Origin of the sequence: Aliicoccus persicus (assembly GCF_900110815.1) — a bacterium.
In the GTDB taxonomy this organism is placed as follows: Bacteria; Bacillota; Bacilli; order Staphylococcales; family Salinicoccaceae; genus Aliicoccus; species Aliicoccus persicus.
Genome location: NZ_FOIT01000006.1, coordinates 76,549 through 101,579, shown reverse-complemented (window position 1 = coordinate 101,579; position 25,031 = coordinate 76,549). Strand labels below are relative to the sequence as shown.

At 39.7% G+C, this 25,031-nt stretch carries 21 protein-coding genes and 1 pseudogene; 7 read left to right on the top strand and 15 right to left on the bottom strand.

The window, feature by feature from the left end; all coding sequences use genetic code 11:
- Positions 1-330 precede the first annotated feature (330 nt).
- From BMW30_RS09190 to BMW30_RS09170, 6 genes are all read right to left on the bottom strand, one after another.
- Complete coding sequence (locus BMW30_RS09190) at positions 331-6,705, bottom strand: pullulanase (RefSeq protein WP_091476249.1); 6,375 nt, start codon at positions 6,703-6,705, stop codon at positions 331-333.
- Positions 6,706-6,912: 207 nt separating this feature from the next.
- On the bottom strand, positions 6,913-7,941 hold the full coding sequence (locus BMW30_RS09185) for a M42 family metallopeptidase (protein WP_091476246.1): 1,029 nt from the start codon (positions 7,939-7,941) through the stop codon (positions 6,913-6,915).
- A gap of 100 nt (positions 7,942-8,041) precedes the next feature.
- Positions 8,042-8,896 carry a VOC family protein gene (locus tag BMW30_RS09180; protein ID WP_091476245.1) on the bottom strand — a complete coding sequence of 285 codons (855 nt, stop codon included), beginning with the start codon at positions 8,894-8,896 and terminating at the stop codon, positions 8,042-8,044.
- The gene (locus BMW30_RS10660) at positions 8,893-9,057 is read right to left on the bottom strand and encodes a VOC family protein (RefSeq protein WP_180366281.1); all 165 of its coding nucleotides are present in this window, start codon (positions 9,055-9,057) and stop codon (positions 8,893-8,895) included. The genes BMW30_RS09180 and BMW30_RS10660 overlap by 4 nt, the downstream gene beginning before the upstream one ends.
- Before the next feature lie 6 nt (positions 9,058-9,063).
- Entirely contained in the window at positions 9,064-9,918 is an 855-nt protein-coding gene (locus tag BMW30_RS09175; protein ID WP_091476243.1) for a VOC family protein, read from the bottom strand.
- Positions 9,919-9,970: 52 nt separating this feature from the next.
- Positions 9,971-10,738 carry a helix-turn-helix transcriptional regulator gene (locus tag BMW30_RS09170; RefSeq protein WP_091476235.1) on the bottom strand — a complete coding sequence of 256 codons (768 nt, stop codon included), beginning with the start codon at positions 10,736-10,738 and terminating at the stop codon, positions 9,971-9,973.
- 182 nt (positions 10,739-10,920) lie between these two features.
- On the opposite strand from BMW30_RS09170, the gene BMW30_RS09165 reads away from it, so the two are divergent.
- Both BMW30_RS09165 and BMW30_RS09160 read left to right on the top strand, forming a co-directional pair.
- Complete coding sequence (locus tag BMW30_RS09165) at positions 10,921-11,379, top strand: GNAT family N-acetyltransferase (protein WP_091476232.1); 459 nt, start codon at positions 10,921-10,923, stop codon at positions 11,377-11,379.
- A complete protein-coding gene (locus BMW30_RS09160) occupies positions 11,369-11,914 on the top strand; it encodes a GNAT family N-acetyltransferase (RefSeq protein WP_091476229.1) in 546 nt (181 codons plus the stop codon). The genes BMW30_RS09165 and BMW30_RS09160 overlap by 11 nt, the downstream gene beginning before the upstream one ends.
- Positions 11,915-12,365: 451 nt before the next feature.
- Here the strand turns inward: BMW30_RS09160 and BMW30_RS09155 are convergent, their stop codons facing one another.
- Together BMW30_RS09155 and BMW30_RS10865 are read right to left on the bottom strand one after the other, a co-directional pair.
- On the bottom strand, positions 12,366-12,590 hold the full coding sequence (locus BMW30_RS09155; protein ID WP_091476228.1) for a hypothetical protein: 225 nt from the start codon (positions 12,588-12,590) through the stop codon (positions 12,366-12,368).
- Positions 12,591-12,659: 69 nt separating this feature from the next.
- On the bottom strand, positions 12,660-12,788 hold the full coding sequence (locus tag BMW30_RS10865) for a peptidase dimerization domain-containing protein (RefSeq protein WP_425425802.1): 129 nt from the start codon (positions 12,786-12,788) through the stop codon (positions 12,660-12,662).
- 88 nt (positions 12,789-12,876) lie between these two features.
- Here BMW30_RS10865 and BMW30_RS09145 point away from each other — a divergent pair, with 88 nt between their 5' ends.
- Complete coding sequence (locus BMW30_RS09145; protein WP_091476224.1) at positions 12,877-13,581, top strand: DUF5694 domain-containing protein; 705 nt, start codon at positions 12,877-12,879, stop codon at positions 13,579-13,581.
- A gap of 40 nt (positions 13,582-13,621) precedes the next feature.
- Here the strand turns inward: BMW30_RS09145 and BMW30_RS09140 are convergent, their stop codons facing one another.
- A complete protein-coding gene (locus BMW30_RS09140) occupies positions 13,622-14,062 on the bottom strand; it encodes an ASCH domain-containing protein (RefSeq protein ID WP_091476351.1) in 441 nt (146 codons plus the stop codon).
- A gap of 171 nt (positions 14,063-14,233) precedes the next feature.
- Here BMW30_RS09140 and BMW30_RS09135 point away from each other — a divergent pair, with 171 nt between their 5' ends.
- The 3 genes and pseudogenes from BMW30_RS09135 (at position 14,234) to BMW30_RS09125 (ending at position 16,478) form a co-directional block, all read left to right on the top strand.
- Complete coding sequence (locus BMW30_RS09135) at positions 14,234-15,310, top strand: IS30 family transposase (protein WP_091476222.1); 1,077 nt, start codon at positions 14,234-14,236, stop codon at positions 15,308-15,310.
- Between the two features lie 163 nt (positions 15,311-15,473).
- Positions 15,474-15,923, top strand: coding sequence for a GNAT family N-acetyltransferase (locus tag BMW30_RS09130; protein WP_091476220.1), 450 nt, complete (start codon positions 15,474-15,476; stop codon positions 15,921-15,923).
- A 257-nt stretch (positions 15,924-16,180) separates the two neighbouring features.
- A pseudogene (locus tag BMW30_RS09125) lies at positions 16,181-16,478 on the top strand (nucleotide pyrophosphohydrolase).
- A 56-nt stretch (positions 16,479-16,534) separates the two neighbouring features.
- On the opposite strand, the gene BMW30_RS09120 reads toward BMW30_RS09125, so the two are convergent.
- Positions 16,535-18,310, bottom strand: a complete 1,776-nt coding sequence (locus BMW30_RS09120; protein WP_091476218.1) for a DUF2207 domain-containing protein — start codon at positions 18,308-18,310, stop codon at positions 16,535-16,537.
- Positions 18,311-18,366: 56 nt separating this feature from the next.
- Complete coding sequence (locus tag BMW30_RS09115) at positions 18,367-19,056, bottom strand: phosphoribosylaminoimidazolesuccinocarboxamide synthase (RefSeq protein WP_091476215.1); 690 nt, start codon at positions 19,054-19,056, stop codon at positions 18,367-18,369.
- A 149-nt stretch (positions 19,057-19,205) separates the two neighbouring features.
- Between BMW30_RS09115 and BMW30_RS09110 the strand changes: the two genes are divergently transcribed.
- Positions 19,206-20,006 (top strand): PHP domain-containing protein, encoded by an 801-nt coding sequence (locus BMW30_RS09110; RefSeq protein ID WP_091476213.1) that lies wholly within the window; start codon positions 19,206-19,208, stop codon positions 20,004-20,006.
- Between the two features lie 54 nt (positions 20,007-20,060).
- Here BMW30_RS09110 and BMW30_RS09105 read toward each other — a convergent pair whose 3' ends face one another.
- The 4 genes from BMW30_RS09105 to BMW30_RS09090 all read right to left on the bottom strand — a co-directional run bounded on the left by BMW30_RS09105 (position 20,061) and on the right by BMW30_RS09090 (position 24,790).
- On the bottom strand, positions 20,061-21,617 hold the full coding sequence (locus BMW30_RS09105) for a hypothetical protein (RefSeq protein ID WP_091476210.1): 1,557 nt from the start codon (positions 21,615-21,617) through the stop codon (positions 20,061-20,063).
- Between the two features lie 117 nt (positions 21,618-21,734).
- Complete coding sequence (locus BMW30_RS09100) at positions 21,735-23,312, bottom strand: hypothetical protein (RefSeq protein WP_091476209.1); 1,578 nt, start codon at positions 23,310-23,312, stop codon at positions 21,735-21,737.
- The gene (locus BMW30_RS09095; RefSeq protein ID WP_091476206.1) at positions 23,309-24,190 is read right to left on the bottom strand and encodes an ABC transporter ATP-binding protein; all 882 of its coding nucleotides are present in this window, start codon (positions 24,188-24,190) and stop codon (positions 23,309-23,311) included. Before BMW30_RS09095 ends, BMW30_RS09100 begins: the two co-directional genes overlap by 4 nt.
- 6 nt (positions 24,191-24,196) lie before the next feature.
- The gene (locus BMW30_RS09090; protein ID WP_091476203.1) at positions 24,197-24,790 is read right to left on the bottom strand and encodes a TetR/AcrR family transcriptional regulator; all 594 of its coding nucleotides are present in this window, start codon (positions 24,788-24,790) and stop codon (positions 24,197-24,199) included.
- Positions 24,791-25,031: the final 241 nt, after the last annotated feature.

Here is a 25,031-nt window from a genome sequence, read left to right as displayed (position 1 = left end):
AGGATAAAAATTGACTCGTGCTAACTCACCGCATTTTTCGAGCTTGAGTTAGCACGGAATCAAAATCCATGCTAACTCGAGGCACTTATTGAACTTGAGTTAGCACGGAAACAAAATCCATGCTAACTCGAGACACTTTTTGAGCTTGAGTTAGCACGAAATCAAAATCCATGCTAACTCGACGCACTTTTTGAGCTTGAGTTAGCACGGAAACAAAGCCCTCTCTACTTTAGACAATTTTTTCAAGCTTGAAGTAGCGATGATATTTTGTTACCTGCCAATTCAAAGCAATTTTCAGCCTTGAGTTGGCAGCCTCAACCAACCATCACCCTACTGCACGACTAAAACTGCTGTTCCACCTTCTACATTTCCAGGAATTTCGATCTCAACCATCTGATCATCATCCACGACGTAACTTACATCGTTATAGAGATCCATCAACTCAGTACCCGCTTCAAAGTCAACTTCAAAACTAGAAACAACAGCATCCTCACCGATATTCAGCCCGACCAATACTTGTTCGTCTTCCCAGTTTCTAGAAAACAGTGAGTAGCCGTCATCATCTGAACCTGCAACAAACATTCTATCGCCTTTAGAGAACACGACTGAATAGTCTGCACGAATGTTTAACAGTTTCTGGTAGTGTTCGTGCATTTCGGAACCATCAACACGATCCCAGTCGAAGTCATAGCGGTTTTCACTAAATTCGCCGGCATCCATGTTGCCCGCTGACACGCCGCTCATTCCAATTTCTTCACCGTAATAAATAACCGGTTGTCCTTTAGCTGTGATCTGCAATGCAGCAGCAACTTTAAACAGCCCTTCATCGTCTCCTGCAGCGGTCACTAAAAATCCGTCTTCATCGTGACTGCTCAAAAACTGTCCGAGCATCGCAGCATTATCAACTTGTTCATTTCTCTCTGCTAAGTTCGCTTCAACACTCTCAATATTCCCTGAGATAAAGTTCTGCGCTTGCGATTTAAAGTTGAAATCAAGCAATGAATCCATGCGACCTGTGTTCAACTGGTCTGCTGTATTGTTCACACTTGCGCCAAACCATTCACCTATCAATTTGAAGTCTGGTTTCAACAATGTCAGCTCATTTTTAAACGCATTCCATGTCGTATTATCGACATGCTTCACTGTATCTACTCTGAAGTAATCAATCGTGTTACCATTGTCCGTTCTCACACGCTCGATCCAATCCGTTTGCCATTCGATAATTTGGTCACGCACTGCCGCATCTTCTGTCACCAAGTCTGGCAATCCGTCCAGCTCACTCATCGTCTCGCTACCTAACACGACATCTTCACGAATCATGCCTTCAAAAACTGCCCGGTCTTCATCTGTTGGGAACAGTGGAATATCCTCTCCAGAATCGGTTGGCTTTAATCCATATCCAGTATGGTTCAACACAACATCGACCATAATTTTAATGTCACGGTCATGTGCTTCATCAATTAAAGTTTTAAACGTTTCTAAATCACCAAAATGCTCATCGATTTCTGTAAAGTCTTTCGCCCAATACCCATGATATCCGTATTGAGATTCATCTTGACCATGCCTTTGATCGTGATCGATATTATCAACAATTGGTGAAATCCAAATCGTGTTAATACCAAGTTCATCCAAGTAATCTAAGTTATTAATAATCCCTTGGAAGTCACCACCATGATAGCTTTCAGGATGGTCTGTGTCATAACCGACATCGTGTGGGTCATTATTCGATTCATCTCCATCACTAAAACGGTCCGTCAGCATGAAGTAAATGCGGGCTTCATCCCAATCAAAATCCGCGCCATCACTGACTTCTCTCTCAATAACCTCCACAGACACTTCTGACGCGTGGTGATTACCAAATTCATCGACCAGAGTCACAGGTAAAACCTTCTCACCAACGCTCGTGCCTTCAGCAACTGCTATCGTATGTGCCATCAGTTCAACATCGAACTCAACTGCTTCAAGTCCACCGACTTCAGTCAAATCGATAAAACCTCTTGAAAATTCTGCATCGTTACTGCTGCTTGCATCAATCGTTACAACAGCATGCTCTTGATAAGAGATAGCCTCAGGTGTAACTGACGTTTCGATTGAAACGTCCAATTGCTCATAGCTAAAATTACCCTCGGCATATGGATCTTCGACTTCAATCGGTTGCCCATCTTGAGTCACTAAGAAGCTATATTCATAGTCACCGGTCTCAACGCCGACGACTGTATATACGAAGTAGTTGTTCGTTGCATCATAAGTCATCTCATACGTATCTTCGAAACCTTCCCCAACGAGTTGGAGTTCAACACTGTCAATCGTATCTAGTTCATCCGCCAGATAAAGTGCAGGATCTCTATAGAAGAAAGTTACATTACCATTCACTATTTCTGGTCCATTAATCGATGGTGCTTGGTCGAATTCACCGACACCTTCGTAAACAGTCACTTTCGTAATCTGTTCATTTGGATCTATTTCAATCATACGGTCTTCGTTGTAATCATCCTCTGCTTCCCAATCACCTTGACGAATTTTGAAACCAATCTCTGTCGTATTCTGACCGATTTCGATATTTGCTACTGCACCTTCATCGGTTACTTCGTCAAATAAAATCTCATCGTCTTGTGCACCTGTGTTCCATACCCACAAGTTCCAACCATCGTAATCTTGATCTTCACGCACGTATGTGAGTTGCACAACACGTGATTCAATTTCTTCAATCGAATCATTCTCATAGTAAACTCTCGGGTCTAAGGCGTTTATCCACACTTCAACTTCTGTCTCACCTTCTGGAATAGAAATGACTCGGTCCATTTCTTGCTGTGACCAGTCACCTGGTCGTGTAATCATTGTAATCTCATCAAGTGGTAAACTTACCATCGCTTGTGCATAGCCATCTTCAGTTTCTTCAGTAAATGCATGGGCATCGCCTTCCATACCTTCACCGAATATCCACATATCCCAGTCCATTTGTGAATCATCAGAACGTGAGTAGTTTATCGTGTAGTGGTACATTTCATCGAGAACGACCACCGTGTGTGTTGTCTCTGCACCAACACTTGTCACAACGAGTTCGATTATTGATTCTGCCTCAGCATCATCTGGAACCCTTAATGTATTTTCATCGAGTTCGACGCCATTGAACGCTTCAGAAATAGAATACTCCACGTTAACTTCTGACGCTTCACCTTCGTGGTCGACATAAATTGTCGTAAATGAAACCTCAGTGCCCGCTTCAACTTCTGTCGCACCTTCAACGCGCAATCCAGGCACGATTAACTCATTATTCGTATTTTCTAATTCCACATCATTTAATGGGTCGTTGGTCCATTCATTATTGACGAACAATTTATACTCATATACACCCGGTTCAAGTTCAGCTGTGTAAGACCAGACCGAGTCTTCGCCTTCTTCCATCACGAATGCTGACTCGTCCCATTCGTTAAAACTACCTGGGACACCAACACTTGTCGTGTTGGCATCGCCTTCGAAGTAAAATGTGACTGTGCCATCTTCGTTTAAGACAGGGCTGTTTACGCCAGTACTTTCAGATGAGTCGTCTTCTGTTACAGAATCATCCACTTCAACATCCGCATCTTCATCACCGACTAATTCATTGTCAACCTCATCGCTCACTCTAACAATTACCGCAGTCAACGGCTCGAGTGTTACTTTATCAGCCTCTAAAGTCACACCCACTGGTTCAGCAATTGCTTCAGTGCCAGCAGTTTCACGATCGACGATAACATCACCGCCATTTAAGTCTACCGGTAAAGTAAATTCTCGCTCCACTTCATCAGTGTTCACAAGTACATAGAACGCATCGCCATCTGATGACTCAGCACAGTAAACGATCGCCAAGTCTTCATCTTCGATTTCTGGTACATCAATTAATGAAACAGATTCATCAACTTCATCCATCGTCCCTTTGCTAAATGCATCGGTACTTCTGCGAAGCTCAATTAATCCTTTAGTATAAGCACGAGTCTGTGTATTAATCGGATATGCTTCTTCATCCGTTGCTTTCGCCCACTCAAATCGATTGATAATATCCGTAGAGTCATATGAATCATGGATAAAGTACGGATACTCGAAAGGCTCTCCGTCTTCATCTGTCATGAACGTAGACTTGTATGGCACATCCGCTTCATCCACCGGTTCAATGAAGTCTGGATGTTTGAACTGTTTCGTGCGTCCATATTCCTGACCGGCATGGATGAACGGTGTCCCTTGTGCCGTCAGCACCATGAGGTTACCGATTCGAATGCGTTCATGAATCTCTTGTGCGTGATCTTTCGGATCCTTTTTAATCGATTGTGCGATAACGTCATGCAGCGTCAAATTGTCGTGTGCTGCAATGTAAGGCACGACGTCTCCTGGTTCATCTGCATTGAAGTTACCTGGATTTGCAACTAAGTTATTGTAAATTGTCTCAATCGAGCGTGGACCACCTGTTAAGAACATCGGTTGACCTTCGCTACCGAAACCTGATTTCAATTCATTTCGAATTTCATCTGAGAAAGAACCCACCGCTGATGTTTGGTCCATCCATTGTTGGTCTGCAGGAATGACATTGTCCCCTGCATCACCTGCGTATGTCACCCAACCTTCACCGATCATTAAGATGTTCGGATTGAGTGCTGCCGCTTCATCATACGCTTTTTGAATCGACTCTGAGTCATGGTCGCCCATCATATCAAAGCGGAAACCATCGACTTTATATTCATCCACCCAATACGTAATCGAATCGACTAAAATACGGCGTGACATCTCATGCGTCGTACCTAAACGTCCACCACCAAAACTCGTACGTGGTGTACCGTCTGCATCCATGAAGTGATAGTAGTTTGGCTCCAAATCTTCAAATAGATGCAAGCTCGCATTGTGGTTATACACAACATCTAAAATGACACCCATATCACGTGAATGGATTTCATCGATTAAGTTTTTAAATTCTTCAATACGCTTTGCCGGATCTTCAGGATCTTCAGAATACATACCCGTCAACGAGAAGTAACTGTGCGGGTCATATCCCCAGTTATAGTTATTATTTGTCGAAGAATATTCATTCAAACGCTCGTCGTTATTAAACTCATCTGCAAAGAAATAACTCATCACAGGCAAGAGCTGAATATGTGTTACACCCAAGTCTTCGATGTAGTCGAGACGTTCAATAAACGCACTAAACGTACCGAATTGACTTTCGAGTTCATCATCGATATCAACATCAGAAGTGAAGTCACGTACATGCACCTCATAGATAATTGCATCTTCACGTTTTTCAAAACTATCGATCGTTGCGTAATCCAATTCAGGACCGATGTCGCTCGGGTTCACAATCGCTGCTTTACCAACATAATTATCTGGATTTCCATTGTCCCAAGCCGCCATCGAACGTGCATATGGATCTAACGCTAGAACCGTATCCCCTTCTCGCTCAATTTCAAAATGATAAAAATACCCAGTCACATCAGATAATCCAGTCGTCTCTTCATCTAAAACAACTTCCCAAACACCTGGCGTCTCCTGTGTCATTTCGATATCGTCTCTAACAACTTCTTCTTGATTGTCTTTATCGTATAAAATGACATTCACTTGACTCGCACTTGGTGACCACACTTTAAGTGAAGGTGTGCCTTCATCATCAAAATGTAAACCTAAGTCGCCATCATACGCGTAAAGTGAATCTTTCAAACGCCAACCCATCTGAACCAACCTTTCTTGCTCATCGATAACAAGCGTGTATGCTCCAGACTCAGGGTCAAGTTCACCCGTGAGTAGAACCGTATTACTGTCATGGTCAATCGTTACTGTAGAATCTGAGAGATCATATGCTTCGCCGTCTGCATGATGTAACTCAATTAATTCCAATACTGATTCTTCATCAAGATCTTCCGTTGAGTGGAATTCAATTTCAATCTCCGTTTCTGACACGAGTTCTGCACGTGTTACGCCAACTTCACTCGAGAAATCTGGGTTCGTGTACACCTGATCATCTCCTTCACGTAAAAAGATTTGTGATTGAGTTAAATCATCAAACGACAGGTCCTCTGATTGCTCTTCAGTCTCTTTATTGACGAATAAAAACTGAATAACAGAAGCATCTTCGGCAATTTCTAAATCAAAATACGCGCCATTGTTACCCGATGGGTCTAAATCATGTGCACCGACCGGCCAGTCTTCCGTTGGTTCAGCAACGTCGCCCCACGCCCACAGTGCCCAATTTTCATAGTCTCCATCTTCGCGTATGTAATTGATACGAATTGTATTTTCTTCAGTGATGGGTTCATTCGTAAATAGCTCCCAATCACTCGTAATCCAAGCTTCGTTCATATCAGGTGTTACGAGATCAAACTCCATATCTTCTGTTTGACCGTCTCCTGATAGTGAATTGATTAACAGACCGATACGCTGTGGATTTTCAGCGAGTTCAAAATCCATGTAGTATCCATAATCAGTTTCAACTGCATCTGTAAATGGTAATGCACCCGTCGGCCAATCTTCAGATGGTGCTGCAACATCATCCCACAACCAAAGTCCTAAATCATCGATGTCATCAGATAACAATGTTTCAAAATGGACTCTGAAAAAGCCATCTTCGATTTCATCGTCCTGTGCCATCGTTTCGTTTGGTGTAATCATTAAAATAATCACACTGAATATAGACACCAATGATGCGAAAAGCAATCGAGATTCCTTACTCAATTTGTTCGTCATGTTCTCTCCCCTTAATCATTATTTGTGAAGTAAAATAGTATTACTTCAGTCTAAGAAAACGTTTGCATTTTAATATTAACAGAAGGAAAATCGACCGACAAGTGCATTATTATTCTAATTCTATTTAAATCATTCACTATAAACATCAAAATTTTCCCACAAAAAAGACCTCACATCAGTGAAGTCTCACGCATCAAAAATTCAAATTTAGTTTTCAACGTAAGCGACTAACAATTTAAATGTGTTGATAAGCGCGTCAACATGCGTGCGTTCCATCCCATGACTGCTTGCAACACCAGGACCAATCAATCCAGAGCGAATGTTTGCACCAGCACTTTGCGCAGCGCTTGCATCACTGCCGTACATCGGGTAAATATCAACCGCATAATTTAGCTCCAGTCGCTTTGCGTGATTGATCAATGTAGAAGTTAACTCGTAATCATATGGACCGGATGAATCTTTCGCACAAATTGACACATCAAACTCCGTACAATCTAAATCAAGTCCAATACAACCCATGTCGACCGCTAGAAACTCTGTAATCTCTTCAGGAATCCATGCGGCACCATGCCCCACTTCTTCATACGTCGAAATGATAAACTTCAAGTTCGTCTTTGGTTTCACATCACCTGCATGAATTGCCTTTAATACGCTCACAAGCAATGCGACTGATGCTTTATCGTCTAAGAAACGTGATTTAATAAAGCCTGACTCTGTAATTTGAACTTTTGGATCATAGCAAACAAAGTCACCATTTTGAATACCAAGTGCTTGTACTTCCTTCTTATTACTTACTTTCTCATCAATCTTCACAACTAAATTGTCGATATCACGGCTTTTCGATGATGCGTCCTTGTGTACGTGAATCGATGGTGACGTCGAAAGTATCGTACCTGTATACGTCTTGCCATCACGTGTAATAATTTCACAATATTCACTATCAAGCGTTGGCGTAATCGGTCCACCAATTTTAGTCAGTGCGAGTGTACCGTCCGAATTGATCGAACGCACCATAACGCCTAATGTATCGACGTGTCCACTTAAACCACGTGTAACTGAAGTATCTTCACCTTCAACCGATACGACTAAATTCCCTTTCGGTGTAATTTCTGTTGTAAAACCAAGTCCATCTACTATTGATTTCACAAAATCAATTGCATTTTTCGTATAACCAGACGGGCTGTTTATGGATAACAACTCCGTTAGAAAATCTAAAGTTTCTTCTTTCTTAAACATGTTAATCCTCCCTTTTTCTCTATACAACAAAGTTTACCACACCGATAATTATTCAGACAAAATAATAAAGACCCAACCAAAGTTGAGTCCGTTTTATTATTCACTCTGCATTATCCTCATAAGCTTTCTTTACATCTTCAATGCAAATTGGACCAGCGTTATCAATTGCAGCAAACATTGCCTTCGCTTGTTTTGGGTTTGCATTCTTTAAGAGATTGTGCATTCCGACCCAGTCCACAATCCAAACGATGCCCATCTTATCTTTTAACCAGCCAGAAGAGTACGCTTGACTGACAAGTCCATTATGATACCTATCAATCTCTTCTTGTGTTTCACAATCCAGTACGAGCAATGATACAGCAGTTAATGAAAACAAATCCTTCTCACTTGTCTCACACACTTGCAACTCGTAGTTTAAGATTCTGACGGATACATGGTCGATCAAACCATTGTCAAGATAGCTAATTTCTCCAAACTCGACGTCATCAAAAATATTCTCATAGTATGTTTTCATCTCACCAATTTTACCAACCATATCATCATGCATGACCAAGCTTGGAAGAATTCCGGGTGCTTCGAAATACTCAGCTGCCCAGAAGCGCCAGAGGGTGCCATATTTATCTTGTAGTAAATACAAATCATCAGAAAATTTCATGTCTTCCACATGACTTAAGTCACGGCCACCATCTCTAAGTTTTACATGTAATTGTTCCAGTTCATGACGTCTACTTTCTGGAAACACAACCATGTAAAAAATTGCTGGTACTTTATCTGGGTGATGCGGTCCACGCATCAGATAAAATTCATGGTCTAATATTCTGACATGTCTAAACTGATCGTTCTCATGATCTTTAATATATCTAGAGTAAAGCACTTCCACATCACCAAATACATCGTTATAAAAAGCAATCATTTCATCCAGATTACGATGGTTCATTATTTGTGATTTTATCATCGTGATATCTCCTCAGGTTTCTCAATCTTCTCAGGCATATCAGCAAACGCTGGGTCATCCGCTGTGTTTTTACTCAACAATTTTGCATCAAAAAACTCTTCATAATAGGCAATTGCGGCATTGGCGTCTTGAAAAATAAAATATGGTATTGCTTTAAACATGGTTAATCACTCCTTATTATTTTCAAACGCTGCTTTTACATCTTCAATACAAATTGGATCCTCTTTCATAATCGCTCCGAAAATCGCTTGTTCCTGCTGTTCATTTGCAACCGATAAAAGATCTATCATCCCCGGCCAATCGACACACCACATGACGCCCATCTTATCCTTCAACCAACCACCCGGATAATAATGATCACCTAACGCTTTGGAATAACGATCAATTTCTTCTTGTGTTTCACAGCCTAGATTCAGTGATGAAATCGAATCAAGTGAAAACAAATTCTTCACACTCGTTTCAGCAACTTGTAATTCATGATTTAAAAGCCGAATTGAGACATGCTCAATCAATCCATTGTCCAAAAATGAAACCTCTCCAAATTCAACATCATCAAAAACACCTTCGTAAAATGCTTTCATCTCATCAATCCTGCCTACTAAATCGTCACTCATCACCATGCTTGGCAAAATCACTGGAGCATCACAATACGCATCTGACCAAAAGTTCCATACGAGACCAAACTTATCTTGGAACATGTACAAGGCTTCCGTAAAATTCATATCCTTTACATCACTTAAACTTCGCGCTCCATCACTTAGTTTCTCATGTAATGTAATCAACTCATCTCGACGATTCTCAGGAAAGACAACCATATAAAATAGTGCTGGCACTTTATCTGTAATCTCTCCGTCATTCATTAGGAAAAAATCATTCCCAAGAATTTTCACATGACGGTACTGATTATTTGCATTGCCACGAAAATCTTTCGCTTCTACGACCTCTACCTCGCCAAACACATCATTGTAAAACGCAATCATTTCATCTAGATTTCCAGATGTTAATACTTGTGATACGATCATCGAATCATCTCCTCACAAATATTGTACTAACTTTCATACATAAAAATTTATTTTAATCTGACCTAAATTCCTTCACTTTACTTTTCACCGTTTCAATAAATAACTTCGGTAAATTCACAGTAATTGGCGGATCAGAAATGTGAGGTGGTCTGAGTAACAATTCACAGTTATACTTACCTGGAAATTCAAATGGTGTATCAATCTTACCTCTCAAGTTATCTTTCAGCACGAACAGTTTTGTTGGATCTAACGTTTTATGTATGACACATGCCATGACATAATAACTTCCAGGTGGCACATTACTAAAGTCGACACAGTTATTCTTTGGATAGTTCAAAATCGGAATCCCAATAACAGGTGGTCTGTCAGGAAGTGGTTTCTTAAATAAACCAACAAAGACGATGCCATCAAATTTTTCACTACATGTTATATTGACTTGTAGATCATATCCGACATCCTCTGCTTCTTCTAAATAATCTTTTTCAGAGTCGTTATAGTCTTTCAAAATCTCTAATTTATTTTTGCTCAGTTGTTTCGGTGAAATGGACATCGCTTTTTTTATCAAGTTAGAAAATGAACCTTCGCTTAAATATCCTGCCTTTAACTGCGAGCTTAAAATAGAACGATCATTTGTTATAATCTCTTCAATCGCCTGTTCACGTTTAACAGCTTGTATGTACTCGCTCGGAGATATACCCACTTCCTGTTTAAACGCACGACTAAAATACGCTTCGCTGTAGCCAAACTTATCAGCGAGCGCGTGGACAGTAACGGTGCTTGATTCAGCTTTTATATGTGAAATGACTGCTACGATATCCATATCATTCACCTTCCTAGTTTATTTATAATCGATGATGTGAATATTTACAAATGTTATGCGAGTATGTATACTGACCCTATCTACTAAAAAGGACGTGATACACATGAAAAATTTAATCGAAATTAATAATTATGTGCAGGAAGGTCGCACAGCATAAGACCTTCAAATTTAGGAGGTTTAGAATGAGAATTACTGAAGTAGAAAATAGTGAAGAAAAGGCAGCCATTGTTAAAGAAGTGCTTGCAGACTTACCAGAGTGGTTTGGTTTACCAGATTCAACTCAAGCATATATTGATGAGTCGAGAGAGTTACCGTTATGGGCAGCGTTTGATAACGAAAAATTGCTTGGGTTTGTGACTTTAAAAGAAACCAGCAATAGTACAACTGAAATCCATTGCATGGGTGTGAAAAAAGCGTACCATCATCAAGGTATTGGGAAAGCACTGCAATCAGCGCTTGAAGAATCTGTCGCAGGAAAGTATGACTTCTTACAAGTTAAAACTGTGGATGAAGGACACTACGACGAGTATGATGCAACCATTCGATTTTATGAATCAGTCGGATTTAAACGGTTAGAAGTGTTTCCGACACTTTGGGATGAATGGAATCCTTGTTTAGTGATGGTGAAGTATGTTGGGTAGTTTAATCGATGATAATCTTGAAATAAGAAAAATAGCAGAAGAAGATTTACCGGAGCTCTGGGCACTTGCGTTCAAAGATAAAAATCCCGAATGGAAAAAATGGGATGCACCTTACTATGCGCATGAGGCTTTGTCTTATGAAATATTCTTGTATAAGAAGTATGATTTTTTAAATCAAACGTCTAGACAGGCGATCGTTCTGGATGGCGAGTTCATCGGCATGGTGACGTACTACTATGAAGATGAAATGAGGAAGTGGTTAGAAGTCGGCATCCTGCTTTACGAAGGGAAAAACTGGGGCAAAGGCATCGGTACCCGCGCGCTGCGGTTATGGATTGAACATCTGTTTAATGAAGTTAATCTCCCACGAATCGGACTCACGACATGGTCAGGTAATACACGTATGATACACGTTGCAGAGAAATTAGGCATGACGATGGAAGGTCGGATGCGTAAAGTTCGCTTTTATGATGGTGAATACTACGATTCTATTAGAATGGGTGTGCTCCGTGAAGAATGGGAATCGATTGAGTGACTAAGAGCGGCGTTCATAGGCGCGTAAACGGATTTGACGGACTATGAGCGAGGCTCATGGTCTCGCAAACGGATTTGACGGACTATGAGCGAGGCTCACGGTCTCGTAAACGGATTTGACGGACTATGAGCGGGGTTCATTGTCTCGTAAACGGATTTGACGGACTATGAGCGAGGCTCACGGTCTCGCAAACGGATTTGACGGACTATGAGCGAGGCTCATGGTCTCGCAAACGGATTTGACGGACTATGAGCGAGGCTCACGGTCTCGCAAACGGATTTGACGGACTATGAGCGAGGCTCATGGTCTCGCAAACGGATTTGATGGACTATGAGTGAGGCTCACTGGAACGCAAATCCGATTTAAAGCCGTAATGCCCATAAGTTTATGAGATTTAACCGAATACTACACAAAAAGAAGCCTAGACAACATTACCTGTCTAGGCTATTCATTATGATAAGAAGTCAAAAGCAGTCAGAGCATGTATCTTCGCAAGATCTACTAACTCATCAACTTCAATATATTCCTCCGGTCCACCTAAATTATACGCACTCATTCCACAGTTCACACTTGGTATACCTTTCGATATTTTGTAATGACGTGCATCAGATGCTCCTACTCGCATCGTTGTCACAAGTTCTTCACCAGTGATGTATTTAACGTTTGCTGCAGTCAATGAAAATATCTCATGATTGATATCAAACCAACTGGGTTCATACTGATTAAATAAATTAAAAGATAATCCCTAAATGGAATCTACAATTTCTTTTATTTTCTGCTCGATGTCACGCATGTCTACACCAACAGGTACTCTAATATCAGCCTGAGCTGATGCACTTGATGGTATTAAATTCGGAGAAAGGCTACCCTCAATTATATGGTACTATGGATTTAAACAATATTAGAAACTAAATGAATTAACATACAAAAAAGTCTAATAGTTGCTATCGGAGGCGTAATTTTTGAAACCACAAATTTTAATCCTAGGATCAACCCATTATCATGAAATGTTTAACGAGAGAGATCCTTCAAATTCATTTCTAAAAAGCTTACAAACGCTAAGAGACAGCTTAAGTACGTTTCAACCAACTGATATATGTATTGAGATTGAAGAAAAGAACCAAGACGAGATTGATGAGCACTACCAGAGTTATGATAAAAATAGATTCTATAAATACGAATCTTATGATTTAGGTTTTTATCTTGGGAAAAAGAATGGAATAAAGTCAATTCGAGCCGTGGATTGGATGGAAAATGATCAAAATCAAAATGGTATTTCTGATGCTGTAGAATGGGCAGAACAACATGATCCGGAATTCATGAATAGGCTGACTGATTTACAAAATTTTCACAATCAACTCGGTGCTGCAGAAAACATTTATGATGCTACTTTAAAGTTAAATCATCCAGAAAACTATAAGCGAGATCAAGAATTGTATGGCCATATGATGTTACTTGGAGACAAATGGGAAATGTCTATTCCATGGTTAGCGTGGTGGTATAAAAGAAACATGATTATGGTGAATAATATAACGAGAAATCTAAAAGACGATTCGAGAGTAATTATGATTGTCGGTGCTGGACATATTTATATCCTAAAGCAACTGTTAGAGAGTTCCGGCAAATTTGATGTCAAAACTTTCCATGATTGGGAAGAGAATCGGTAAATAAGTAAAGAACCTAAACTAGTTTAGGTTCTTTTTAAGTCTACTTATAAATCAATTTAAACTCTTCCACGACAATCTCTTCCGATTCGTTAAACTCGTGACCCAGTTTTTCATACAACCATTCGAAAAATTCAATGTGTGACTTTCTCCAATATGCCAATGATCGGTCACCTTCACCTTCTTTGTAGGCAATCTCATCATCGACATCTGAAAACTTCATTGTGTAGACTCTCGTGTTCTCAATAATTCCTTTCGGCTGATTTTCCTCATCCAGAATAATACTCACATCACCCACTTCAGGTAGTGGCTCATTCTCCATTTGATATTCCCTAAAACTGCTGCATGTCAAAGTCTTCGTACCTTTAACTACAAGCGCAGCAAGCGTATTTGGGTCTGCTCCAAATTGCCATGCTTCATATGGTTTATCTTTATAGCTAGGATTTTTTTCGATAAAATTCTCCCAATATTTTTCTGTAATCATCATCTCATCATCCCTTCTTTTATTTATTCTACATTTAATCTAGCTAAACTATTATCGTTCAAATCAGGTGGATTTTATAATGAACTTAGCCACCCTTGATACTAAAAACGCCATGTGAATTTCATGTTATATTGAAGTTAACCACAACTCTCAATAAAGGAATGAAATCACATGACGCAATTTCATAATAACACTGAATCGATTAAAGGAAAACATCTGACACAGGCTGAACGCGCTCAAATTTCTATACTAAAAAGTGAAGGTTACTCCAATCGCCAAATCGCAGAGCGTTTAGGACGTGCCCCACAAACCATCAATAACGAAATTGAGAGAGGTACTGTGCAACAGATGAGCCGTCAGAAACAGAACGGTAAAACGTACGATTATTACCATACTGTCTATGATCCAGATTATGCACATGACGCTTACATGGAAAACCGCAAACACTGTGGGCGTCGCCCGAAGTGGAGCCTGTCGGATGCTTTCGTTGACTGGGCAGATAGACAGATGTTGGAACATAATTGGTCGCCTGATACGGTCGTCGGTACAGCTCGCGAACATGATTTCTTTTCAGACGCACTAATTCCATGTACGACCACTTTGTACAACTGGATCGACCAACATATCATGCGAACTAAAAATATCGACTTACCGGAAAAGCTGCGACGTAATACAAAAACGAAAACCTTTAAGACACGTAAACATAAACGGTATTTAGGTCCATCTATCACTGAAAGGCCGGCAGATGTTGAATCACGTACGACATTTGGCCATTGGGAAATCGACACAATGATTGGTGCAAAACAAAAGCATGATGCAGTGTTGCTGACTCTTGTGGAAAGACAGACACGATTTGAAGTCCTATTAAAGATTGACGCCAAGGATGCCAATGCCGTGACTAAAGCTGTTGAATCTCTTGTCGGACGTGCCGGTGATCATATGTCATCCTTGTTCAAAACCATTACCTCAGACAACGGTTCCGAATTTAGCACGCTTTATGAAACATTGAAGTCTGTCACGAATGTATACTTCGCTCGACCATTTGCCTCATATGAACGGGGCACAAGTGAGAATCAACATAAGTTCATTCGTCGTTTCATTCCGAAAGGCCAATCAATCTCTGACATCAGCGACCGACAGGTTCAGCGGATCCAGCGATGGATGAATGATTATCCACGTAAAATTTTGAACTATCAGACGCCACATGACTGTTTTGTTAAAGCGTTCAAACAGACCCAAATCGCTTAAAGCACGTAGTGTAAAAAAAATTTCTCCCCCGAGGGGGAGAAGGAACACCCACCATAGTACTTTCACAATCACAAGGTGGCTAACTTAAACTTGAAATTTGCGATCGTTCAAATCATAATGTATAATCAGAATTATACATACTTACAAAAGGAAATGAGAAATTATGGATGGTTTAACGATAAGAAATATAGATGAAGCGAATATTGAAGTGGTTAAAAACGTTACGATGAAAAAAGACCAAGAGTCCTTTATTGAATCTGTAGAAGAATGTCTAGAAGAAGCTGCAGAGTATGAACAGTGGTGCCCTGTCGCAATCTACCATGAAGAAGAGGTTGTAGGATTTGCAATGTATGGTGCGTTTGGTAAAAACCCGGATACTTGGATTGATCGAATAATTATCGATCAGGCACATCAAGGAAAGGGTTACGGCAAGCAGGCAATTCATTTATTGATTGATATTGTTACTAAAAAGTATCAAGTAAATGTCGTTTACTTAAGTTTTGTAAAAGAAAATGTTGTGGCAAAGCAACTGTATGAAAATATGGGATTTACTTTTACAGGTGAGTATGATCCAGAAGGTGAGTTGATTTATAAGTATGATTTAGTCGACTAATGACTTTATAGCTTTACTAATATACATATGATCATAAATTGTATTAATTTAAGCGATTTTAAAATAGACAGTGAGATCTCCCTGAATTATCCATAGTAGTAGTTAACATAAAATGGTATATATTAGTGTGATTACGCTAGATATAATCGAAAATGTATAAATATTTGACTTTAATATACATATTACAAATCTATGATTTGAATTTTATGCATGTTATATTAATAGCATTGTGTTTATAAATGAGGAGTGTTTATTGAATGAAAGACTTAAACAAAGAAATCAATGCGTTTAGGGATGAGAGGAAACTGGTGACAGTATCATAATTCTAAGGATTTAGCGTTATCTCTTTCGCTTGAGGCTGCTGAACTTTTGGAGAATTTTCAATGGGTAAGTGCTGAGGAAGGTGCTGAGCAGAATATCGAGAACATAAAGGATGAGCTCGCAGATGTTTTCATATATGGTTTGATGATGGCGGATGGTTTGGATATTGATATGGAAGAAGCAATTCGCGCAAAGATAAAGAAAAACGGTCTTAAATATCCTGCAGATAAATAGAAAAAAGTCCCAAGATCCTAATTGATCTCGGGACTTTTTTAATGAGGCCGGATGCACTATCGTGCACCACCACCGCCTCCGCCACCGGCTCCGCCTCCGCCGCCTCCGCCTGTGACGCCGCCTCCGCCTGAGGCTGCTGAGACTGCGGATGACATTGCAGAGCTCATACCACCTTCGCCAAGTCCGGTCGTGATTTGATTTCGTGTATGAAGCGTAGCATGGTGATACAGATAATAGTTATAGTAAGTCTGACGATACTCGTCTTCTTTGTTATACGTTTCAAGTATTTTGTTGTATTTCGTACTATCTCCAAGCAATGTTGCCCATTTCAAGTGATCTTTTAACTCCGACTCATCAAATGGATTATTCAAGACTTCTTCATCACGCTTGTTCAAATAGTTTTTATACTGTGCGATATGATTTAACAATGCTTCACCAGCCTCAGTTGGTCGTGTAATTAAAACAGGGAAACCATATTTCTTACCTTTTTCTTGTTCTAAATAACCATTCTTTTCTAGATATTCTATAGAATATTCATTTAAGTAATCCACGAGTATCTCAAACTGTTTAGCATTCTTCTTCGAGAATTCTCTCAGCGTTTTATTGTCAATTTTACCGTTCGAATCTGCCATCTCTATTAGGAATCGCCACATCAATGCTTCGTAACTACCATTATATTGCTTCGCTTTTATTGCCTTACCAATTTGTTCGATTGATGTTGAATACGCCTCTACCGCCGCTTCATAATCGTGAATTGTTACTGTCGTTTCATCAGTAGAAAACCAGCCTTCGCCTTCTTCAAGTTCAATCGATAAACGTCCTTCGTCATTCCACTTCATCAGATACACTTGGAAGAGTCCATCAAACGCTTCATATGTCAGATGTTTCACGAAATAAATGATGCCTGCATAGTCTTCAACGTCCGGTGCTTGTTCTTCTTCATAATCTTTATTTCTACTGACGATTGTACCTCTAGATTCGATATGACCTTTTTCCTTTTTATATCGTGCTACACCGACAGAGAAGTATGTGATTATGCCGACGAGTATTACACCCAGTCCCCCACCGATACTCAGTAGCCAAATCGCCCATGTTGGCATGCTATCTTGGTCTTCTAAATACTCTTCATATATCGAGCCATCCAACGCTTGTTCTCGTTCTTCATCGATACTGATATCATCTTCTACTGAAGTTGTGTACGTACCTTCTGGGAAATGCAGTAACACGATGACGTCATTTCCTTCTCTTACCATGTTGCTCGAATCCCAGTAAATGGTGTCATCGATCAATTCGATATCACCGATAAAACCGAATCCCCAATAATTAACGTCTTCGAAGGGTACATCTGATGTTATTTCCATTGTAAATTCGCCTGTCGGTAAGCTTAAGAATGTATCAAAGTTCCAGAATAGACTTTGTCCACCATCAATATTTCGTACCATATTTTCTAGTGTGTAATGGACCGTATATTCATTGTCGCTCCCATATTCACCGATACCAAATACGAGTTCTTGACCTGATGATGTGTCTAAAATTCCATATTTTCCTGCTTTTTCTTCTAAGCTTGCATCTGAATCCCAATCTTCAACTGCTTCATAACCGTCTACACTGAAGTTCGTTATTTCAACTTCTCCCATATCACGGTTGTTAAAGATCATGTAATTTTCCGTACCTTCATCCATATTTTGAAGACGTTCTTCAGTTATATCGACTGAACCATCTTCATTAATATGTACTTTCATGACCATTTCTTTAATGACATTTGCAGAGACTTGTGTCGTTAAAAACATGCTGCTGATGAATAATACTGCTATGATTGAGTACTTTTTCATGTTTTCACCTCATCTCTATTATTAAAAAAAGAGTGGACGGTTGTCCACTCTTTCTATTATTTGAAGAACAAATCCACTAATTCTAATGGATCTACTTTTTGTCCTGCTTTATACACACGCATGTTACCGCCAGAGATTTCATCGATCAGCATGACCTCTCCAGTCTTAATATCACGTCCAAATTCTAATTTGATATCGTAAAGGTCGAATCCTCTTTGAGCGAGTTCTTCTTTGATCAGCTTGCAAATTTTTAACGTATTTTCTACGATTACATCATGCTCACCTGGTTGTAAAATGTCTAACGCTACAAGGCCCGCTTCATTGATCGGTGGGTCTTGTCTTTTATCGTCTTTTAATGTGAACTCAACAAAGTCATCTAACTGCTCGCCATCTTCGATATATGCACCATATCGACGGATAAAACTACCCGTCGCTTTAAATCTGCAGATGACTTCTACACCTTTTCCAAATGTTTCTACTGGATGCACATACATGTAACGACTATCTAGATCTGCTGACTTAAAGTGCGTTGGGTAACCGAGCGCATTAATCTTTTCAAAAAAGTAGCTCGATAGTTTAAGACCTGCGCGTCCTGATCCTTCGACTGTTAGTCCCACTTGGTTTTCTCCCGGATCAAACACACCGTCTTTACCTGTCATATCATCTTTGAAGAACAAAACAACACCGTTATCGTCTGCACTATCTCTGTATACATCTTTCGTCTTACCTTTATAGATTAATTCCATTTTGATGACCTCTTCGTATAGGATATTACTATTGTACTAAAAAACACGAAATATATAAAGGTATTTTAAATGAAAGTTCGTGTTTATAATCTCGTGACTATTCATTTGATACCAATTACAATGTAGAAAAGAGAATGAGGAGTGGGATTATGTTTTACGATCAACATATGCATAGTTATATTTCCATAGATAGTGAAGCCGATCCATTTCAATACATAAAGAACGGTCCAAAATATGTGGTGTTTACCGATCATTTAGAATTGCAATCTCCGGGCGAACCGAAAGTCGATATTACACCAGCGTTTGATTTGCTGCTCGATCTTAAAGACGAGTTGAAGGAACGCGGCACAGAGTTATTGCTCGGTGTTGAAGTTGGCTATGCACGTGGCATTGAAGGTGCATTAGACCACATTTTTTCGAAATATCCATTTAAAGTAAAAATCATGAGTGCCCATCATAATGGGGACTACGGATTTATGAGTCGTGTGGATATCCCACGCGATGAAATGCTTAATTCGTACGTTGACACATTGCTTGAAGCTGTAACAGAGTGGAATGACTTTCATATCCTTGCTCATTTTGACTTTGGCTTTAGAATACATGACTTTGATATCTCTGAGATTGGACCATATGAAGACCGTTTAAATAAAGTTTTTGAAACGATTATCGAGAAAGATATTGCATTTGAAATTAACAGTAAGTCAATCTTTGTTCACGGGAATAAAGCTTTGTATCAATGGGGCATTGAGCGCTACATTGCGCTTGGTGGTAAGTTGATTACTCTGGGATCTGATGCCCATCATCCTGAAGACTACATGTTGGGTTTCGAAGAAATTATCGAAATGCTCGTTGGCAACGGTGTTTCAGAACTTGCTTTATTTAATGATGAAAACCGTCAGATGATTTCATTGAAAGATGCACTCGAAGTGATTCATAGATTGAAACATTGATATATTGAATTTAAAAACTGCCTCAGTCGATTTGACGGGAGGCAGCTTTTTTATCTAGTTATTATAATGTGCATCGATGATTAACCCTTGGTCACCATCATGCAGTTCGTATGTGACACTCTCAAATCCTTCTTCACGATATGGGCTCGATGGGTTATAGAAGAATCGTTCGATAACAACACGGATGTCATGTCCATCATTCGTATGCTCAATCTCTACGATTCTCCAATGTGGTACGTAATAATCATCGTACTCTCCACCTGCTTTGTTATTTTCTAATAACTGATAGAGTGAATTACCCTCATACATCATAATCAACACTTCTTCATTTTCACCTGCGTAGAAATCACGCTGTGCCTTGTAGTATCTCGTAAAGAAATCGTCGATTCGAATGTACTGATCGAATGGCAATAGGTGTCTATCATAATACGTAATATTATATTCACCGTTACCGATTGATTGTAGCTCATAAATAATCGTTTCGTTCTCACGTAAATCTTGGGCAGGATTATCGATTAGACGGTCGATGACAACTTTGATGTCATAGCCTTCATTGTGATAACCGAGCTTACCTATCTTCCAGTCCATCACTTGATAGTCATCGAAGTACCCAGACTGACGGTTGCTAACGAGCAAGTTATACAAGTCGTTCCCTTCTTCAGGGAAGTTGAGTACATCTTCGCTTTCTCCTGCATAGTACGCGCGCTGTGCTTCAAAGTATGACTCAAAGTAGTTGTTTAACAACTGCAATTCGTTTTGGTTATAATCTAGAATTTCATATGATTCGAGAATTAAATCGCCTTGCAATCCACTCATCGTATACGTCACGACTTCTGTGCCTGCATGTCGTCGAGTTGATGACGGGTTAATAAAGTCTCTCTCCATCAATATGACTGCACGTTCGTCACTTTCATACTGCACATCGATAAAACGCCAGTCTGTAATTTCATAGCCATAGTATCCACCAGATTTTCCGTTATTGTTAACAAGGTTATATAAATCAGAGCCTTCAACAATTTGGTTTAATACCGCGTTGCTACCGCCTGCATAATATTCTTTTTGATTTGCATAATACAAGTCAAAGAAATCGCTGATATCTGAAATCGTCGTATCATCATTTGACATGATGAAGTATCTTGCGATCTTCCATTCTCCATTACCTTGTAAGTGGAGGTCATAATTCACGCGTTCAAATGTATTCGTTGATCCTGGATAATTGGGTGTCGTCACTTCACGTTCAATGACGACATTCACGTCCATACCATTATTTAAATAATTCTCTTCAACAATTTCCCAATTCAATATTTCGTAGCCTTCAAAATAGCCAGATGTTCTGTTATCAATGATGAGCTGATATAGCGCACTATCTTCGTAAGGATACTTGAGCACTGCTTCACTACCACCGTTATAAAAGTCTTCTAAACCTTGGAAGTAGTTTGTAAAATGTGTTTCTAAATCTTGTGGTAACACAGTCGCAAAGTTTGTTGTTTGATATTCATCATCGTACTCGATATCCTCTTCTGATTCCTGTGCACTCACTGTGTTCATAACTAGGTTAAACGTCAGCATTAAAGCACCAAAAAAGAAAATTTTAGACAATAAATTTTTCATGTTTTTTATCCTCCGACACATCCACTAAAGTGGATTTTTTTGTGTTTGGGTCAGTAACTGAGTTACTTTCTCTTGTGTGTCATAGATTATACAATGATTCGCTAAAAGATTCATTTCCTAACCATTTTGAATATCTCTGCGTCTATAGAGCATGACGCCGATTATCATTAATATTAATGCAGTAGCATACAATATAACAATCACATTCCACATCGGTCCATCGACGAAAATGTGTCCGAGATGGTGGAATGGAGACACGTTTAACAACCAATCAGGGAACTGCAAAATCGTTCCGACATAACTGATGATGAACAAGAATGCAATGACCGGCCAAATCAGTTTAAACATTTTGTATGAAATACCATAGAATAATGTCACTAACCCGATCATTAACACGATGACACTACCCTCACTGATCAACGCATAGACATAATCTATCGGTTCTGTTGGGAAATCTTCGACCAACAATGTCATACTGTACAGTGAAATAGCATAGAGCGCATGTGCAGCAATACTTGCGACAATTGCAAATATAATATGTGTAATGATGATGCGCGTGGGATTGATACGTTTAATATCAACACCTGCACTCATCCACTCCAATCTGAGTCGCTCTTCTTTTAATAATTTACCCATAATCATTAAGCCCGGAAACATTGAGATGATTGCCGTAATTATGCTAATCATACTGATAAAGAACAGCACGGGATTATCGATTTGACCCGCTTGAACTGCAGCATTCATGATGAAGTTATTTGCCATAATCTCTTCGATATCCTCGAGTACGGAACCATATGAAAGTCCCGTCACAATCAGTGCAACAAACCATGCAATAATCAGCATGCGTGACTGGGTGAATAATAGTTTTGGATATGAAGAAATATTTCTCGACCTATGTGTGACTTTCGGATGAATGATCCCATCACCAACGTCACGCTTTAACGTCACGAAGTATGCTATAGCAAAGAATATAATGAGAATAGAAAACGGAATGAGCCATTCTATATTATTTCCGCCGTATGCATCGAGTCGAGACAACCAATGATATGGAGAGACGACAGAATAACTGATATCCACAACATCGGTAATTGCACGATATAAGTACATGCCGATAAGTACACTCAGCGCAATACCAAACGTCATGTCACTCGTTGTGACAAAGGCACCGATTGCCATCGTTAACGCATAAAATAGCAAACCAAATAACGTAATCGCACTAATAAATACCACATGATCTATAAACTCTGAGCCGTTCACATTGACGAGTGTTAATCCCAAAATTGTGATGATGAAAAATGGAATGTTAATCAAAATACCAACCATTACATGATTGACAAACAACGCTTTCCGGCCGATACCACTTGCTATGAGCAGTTCTGTGAGACCTTCATTCTCTTCGTGTTTAACCACTTGATTCGCAATCAAAATATTAAATAAACCATATGCTAATCCAAGAAAGAGTACGGTGACTACCATGAACAATGCCGCTTCTGTAAAGTCGCCAGGCGGTATTGGACCAGCCATTGCCACCATCGCTGGTGAATCCATGGCCATGCGCATGTTCATGCGCTCAAACGGATTGCTATATAGTTCACCAATCATAAATGCAATAAGAATCGTCAATATCGACAACGATCCAACCCATATGGAGACTTTTAGCCAAAGTGCTTTTATTTGTAATCGTATATAATTCATCGACTCGCCTCGTAGAATCGCAAGAAGATATCTTCAAGTTTTGCTGGCTCAGTCTCAAGATGGGTGATCTTGTATGTTTTCAATTCATTTAAAAAGTCTGGTATCGATTCATTGTCGACGAGTAAATGCAATTGTTTGCCTTCCTCTTCAACGTTATGGACATAGTCCAATTGTTTGATTGGTGATATATCTTCATTTGATTCAATGATATACTTCATGCGCGTAATATGACTAAGTTCACTGAAACGCCCACTCTCAACAATTTTTCCATCTTTAATAATTGAGATGCGATCCGCAAGCTTCTCAACTTCAGACAAAATATGACTCGATAATAGTACGCTCTTACCTTCCTGTTTCAATCGTTTCACTTCTTCATGGAACGTATGCTCCATCAAAGGGTCTAATCCAGACGTCGGTTCGTCAAAAATATACAGTTCAGCATCTGAACAAAATGCGCTGATGAGTGCAACTTTTTGTCGGTTCCCCTTTGAATACGTCTTCGACTTTTTGTGTGGATCGAGTCTAAACGTTTCGATCAATTCATCTCGACGCTTCGTATCCTTATAACCACGCGCAGCCATAAGGAAATTGATTACTTCCATACCCGTTAAGTTTGGCCACAGACTCACATCACCTGGAACGTAGCTGATTTTCGATAAGTATTTTTTATCTTTTGAAACATCCATATCATCGACAAAAATTTGACCTTTCGTAATACCGATTGCGCCGATAATCATGCGAATCGTCGTCGACTTACCTGCCCCATTCGGACCGATAAAACCATACACTTCCCCTGGTTCAATCGCCATCGAGACATCTTCAACCGCTGTAAAATCACCATAGTTCTTCGTCACTTCTTTAATTTCCAAAATTGGCATCTACATTCACTCCTTATAGTACAATTTTTTCATGACATCTAAGTGCTTCTCGAAATCTTCGTAATAGGGTTCTAAATTCTCTAAATCAATTAGCCCCATCTGCCACATGTTTTTCATCTGTTCTGCGTAACCGTCGAGTGTCCATCTGATGAGATCCATCATCCTATCTTTCGGTAAATCATCTCTAAGATTCGAAACATCGACACCTTCAAGTAATTGATTGAGTGACTTCTCTCTGAACTCATCCAATTGTTGACGATATTTCTCTGGTAATGTCTTGTCTAAATAAGCCTTGCTTAAAAACTGCGTCAGTTCCGGATGTCGCATCTGTATTGCTTGCTTTAGCTGCATAAGTTCATACATTCTTTCGATGAATCCAGGTTTTTCGTATTGGAACGCGTTCGTCTCAGTAATAGTGACGCCGATCGCGTGCTCAATACACGAGTGATAGAGTTTTTCTTTCGATCCGAAATAGTTGAACAGCGTTCCTTTCGATACACCCGCTTCATTTACAATTTTGTTCGTCGATGCAAGTGAATAGCCGTGCGACTCAAACTCTTTGTACGCCGCACGCAATATTTTCTCTTTTGTCCCTTGCAAAACGTCCGCCCCCTTGAGTTGTGTGGTAGTCTTATTGTGTTGATTTTTTGGTGTTGATTTTTCCGTTGACCACTATGGTCAACTTAAGTTTACAATAAGATAAAAGCTGTTGCAAATGAAAAAATGACGATTATTGGGGAGCCTGCCGCACATTTTTAGTCGAGTGCGATGCGGCAGCTCAGTTTTTTCGGACTTGCCGCACACTTTGAACCACTAGCTGTGCGGCAGCTCAGTTTTTTCG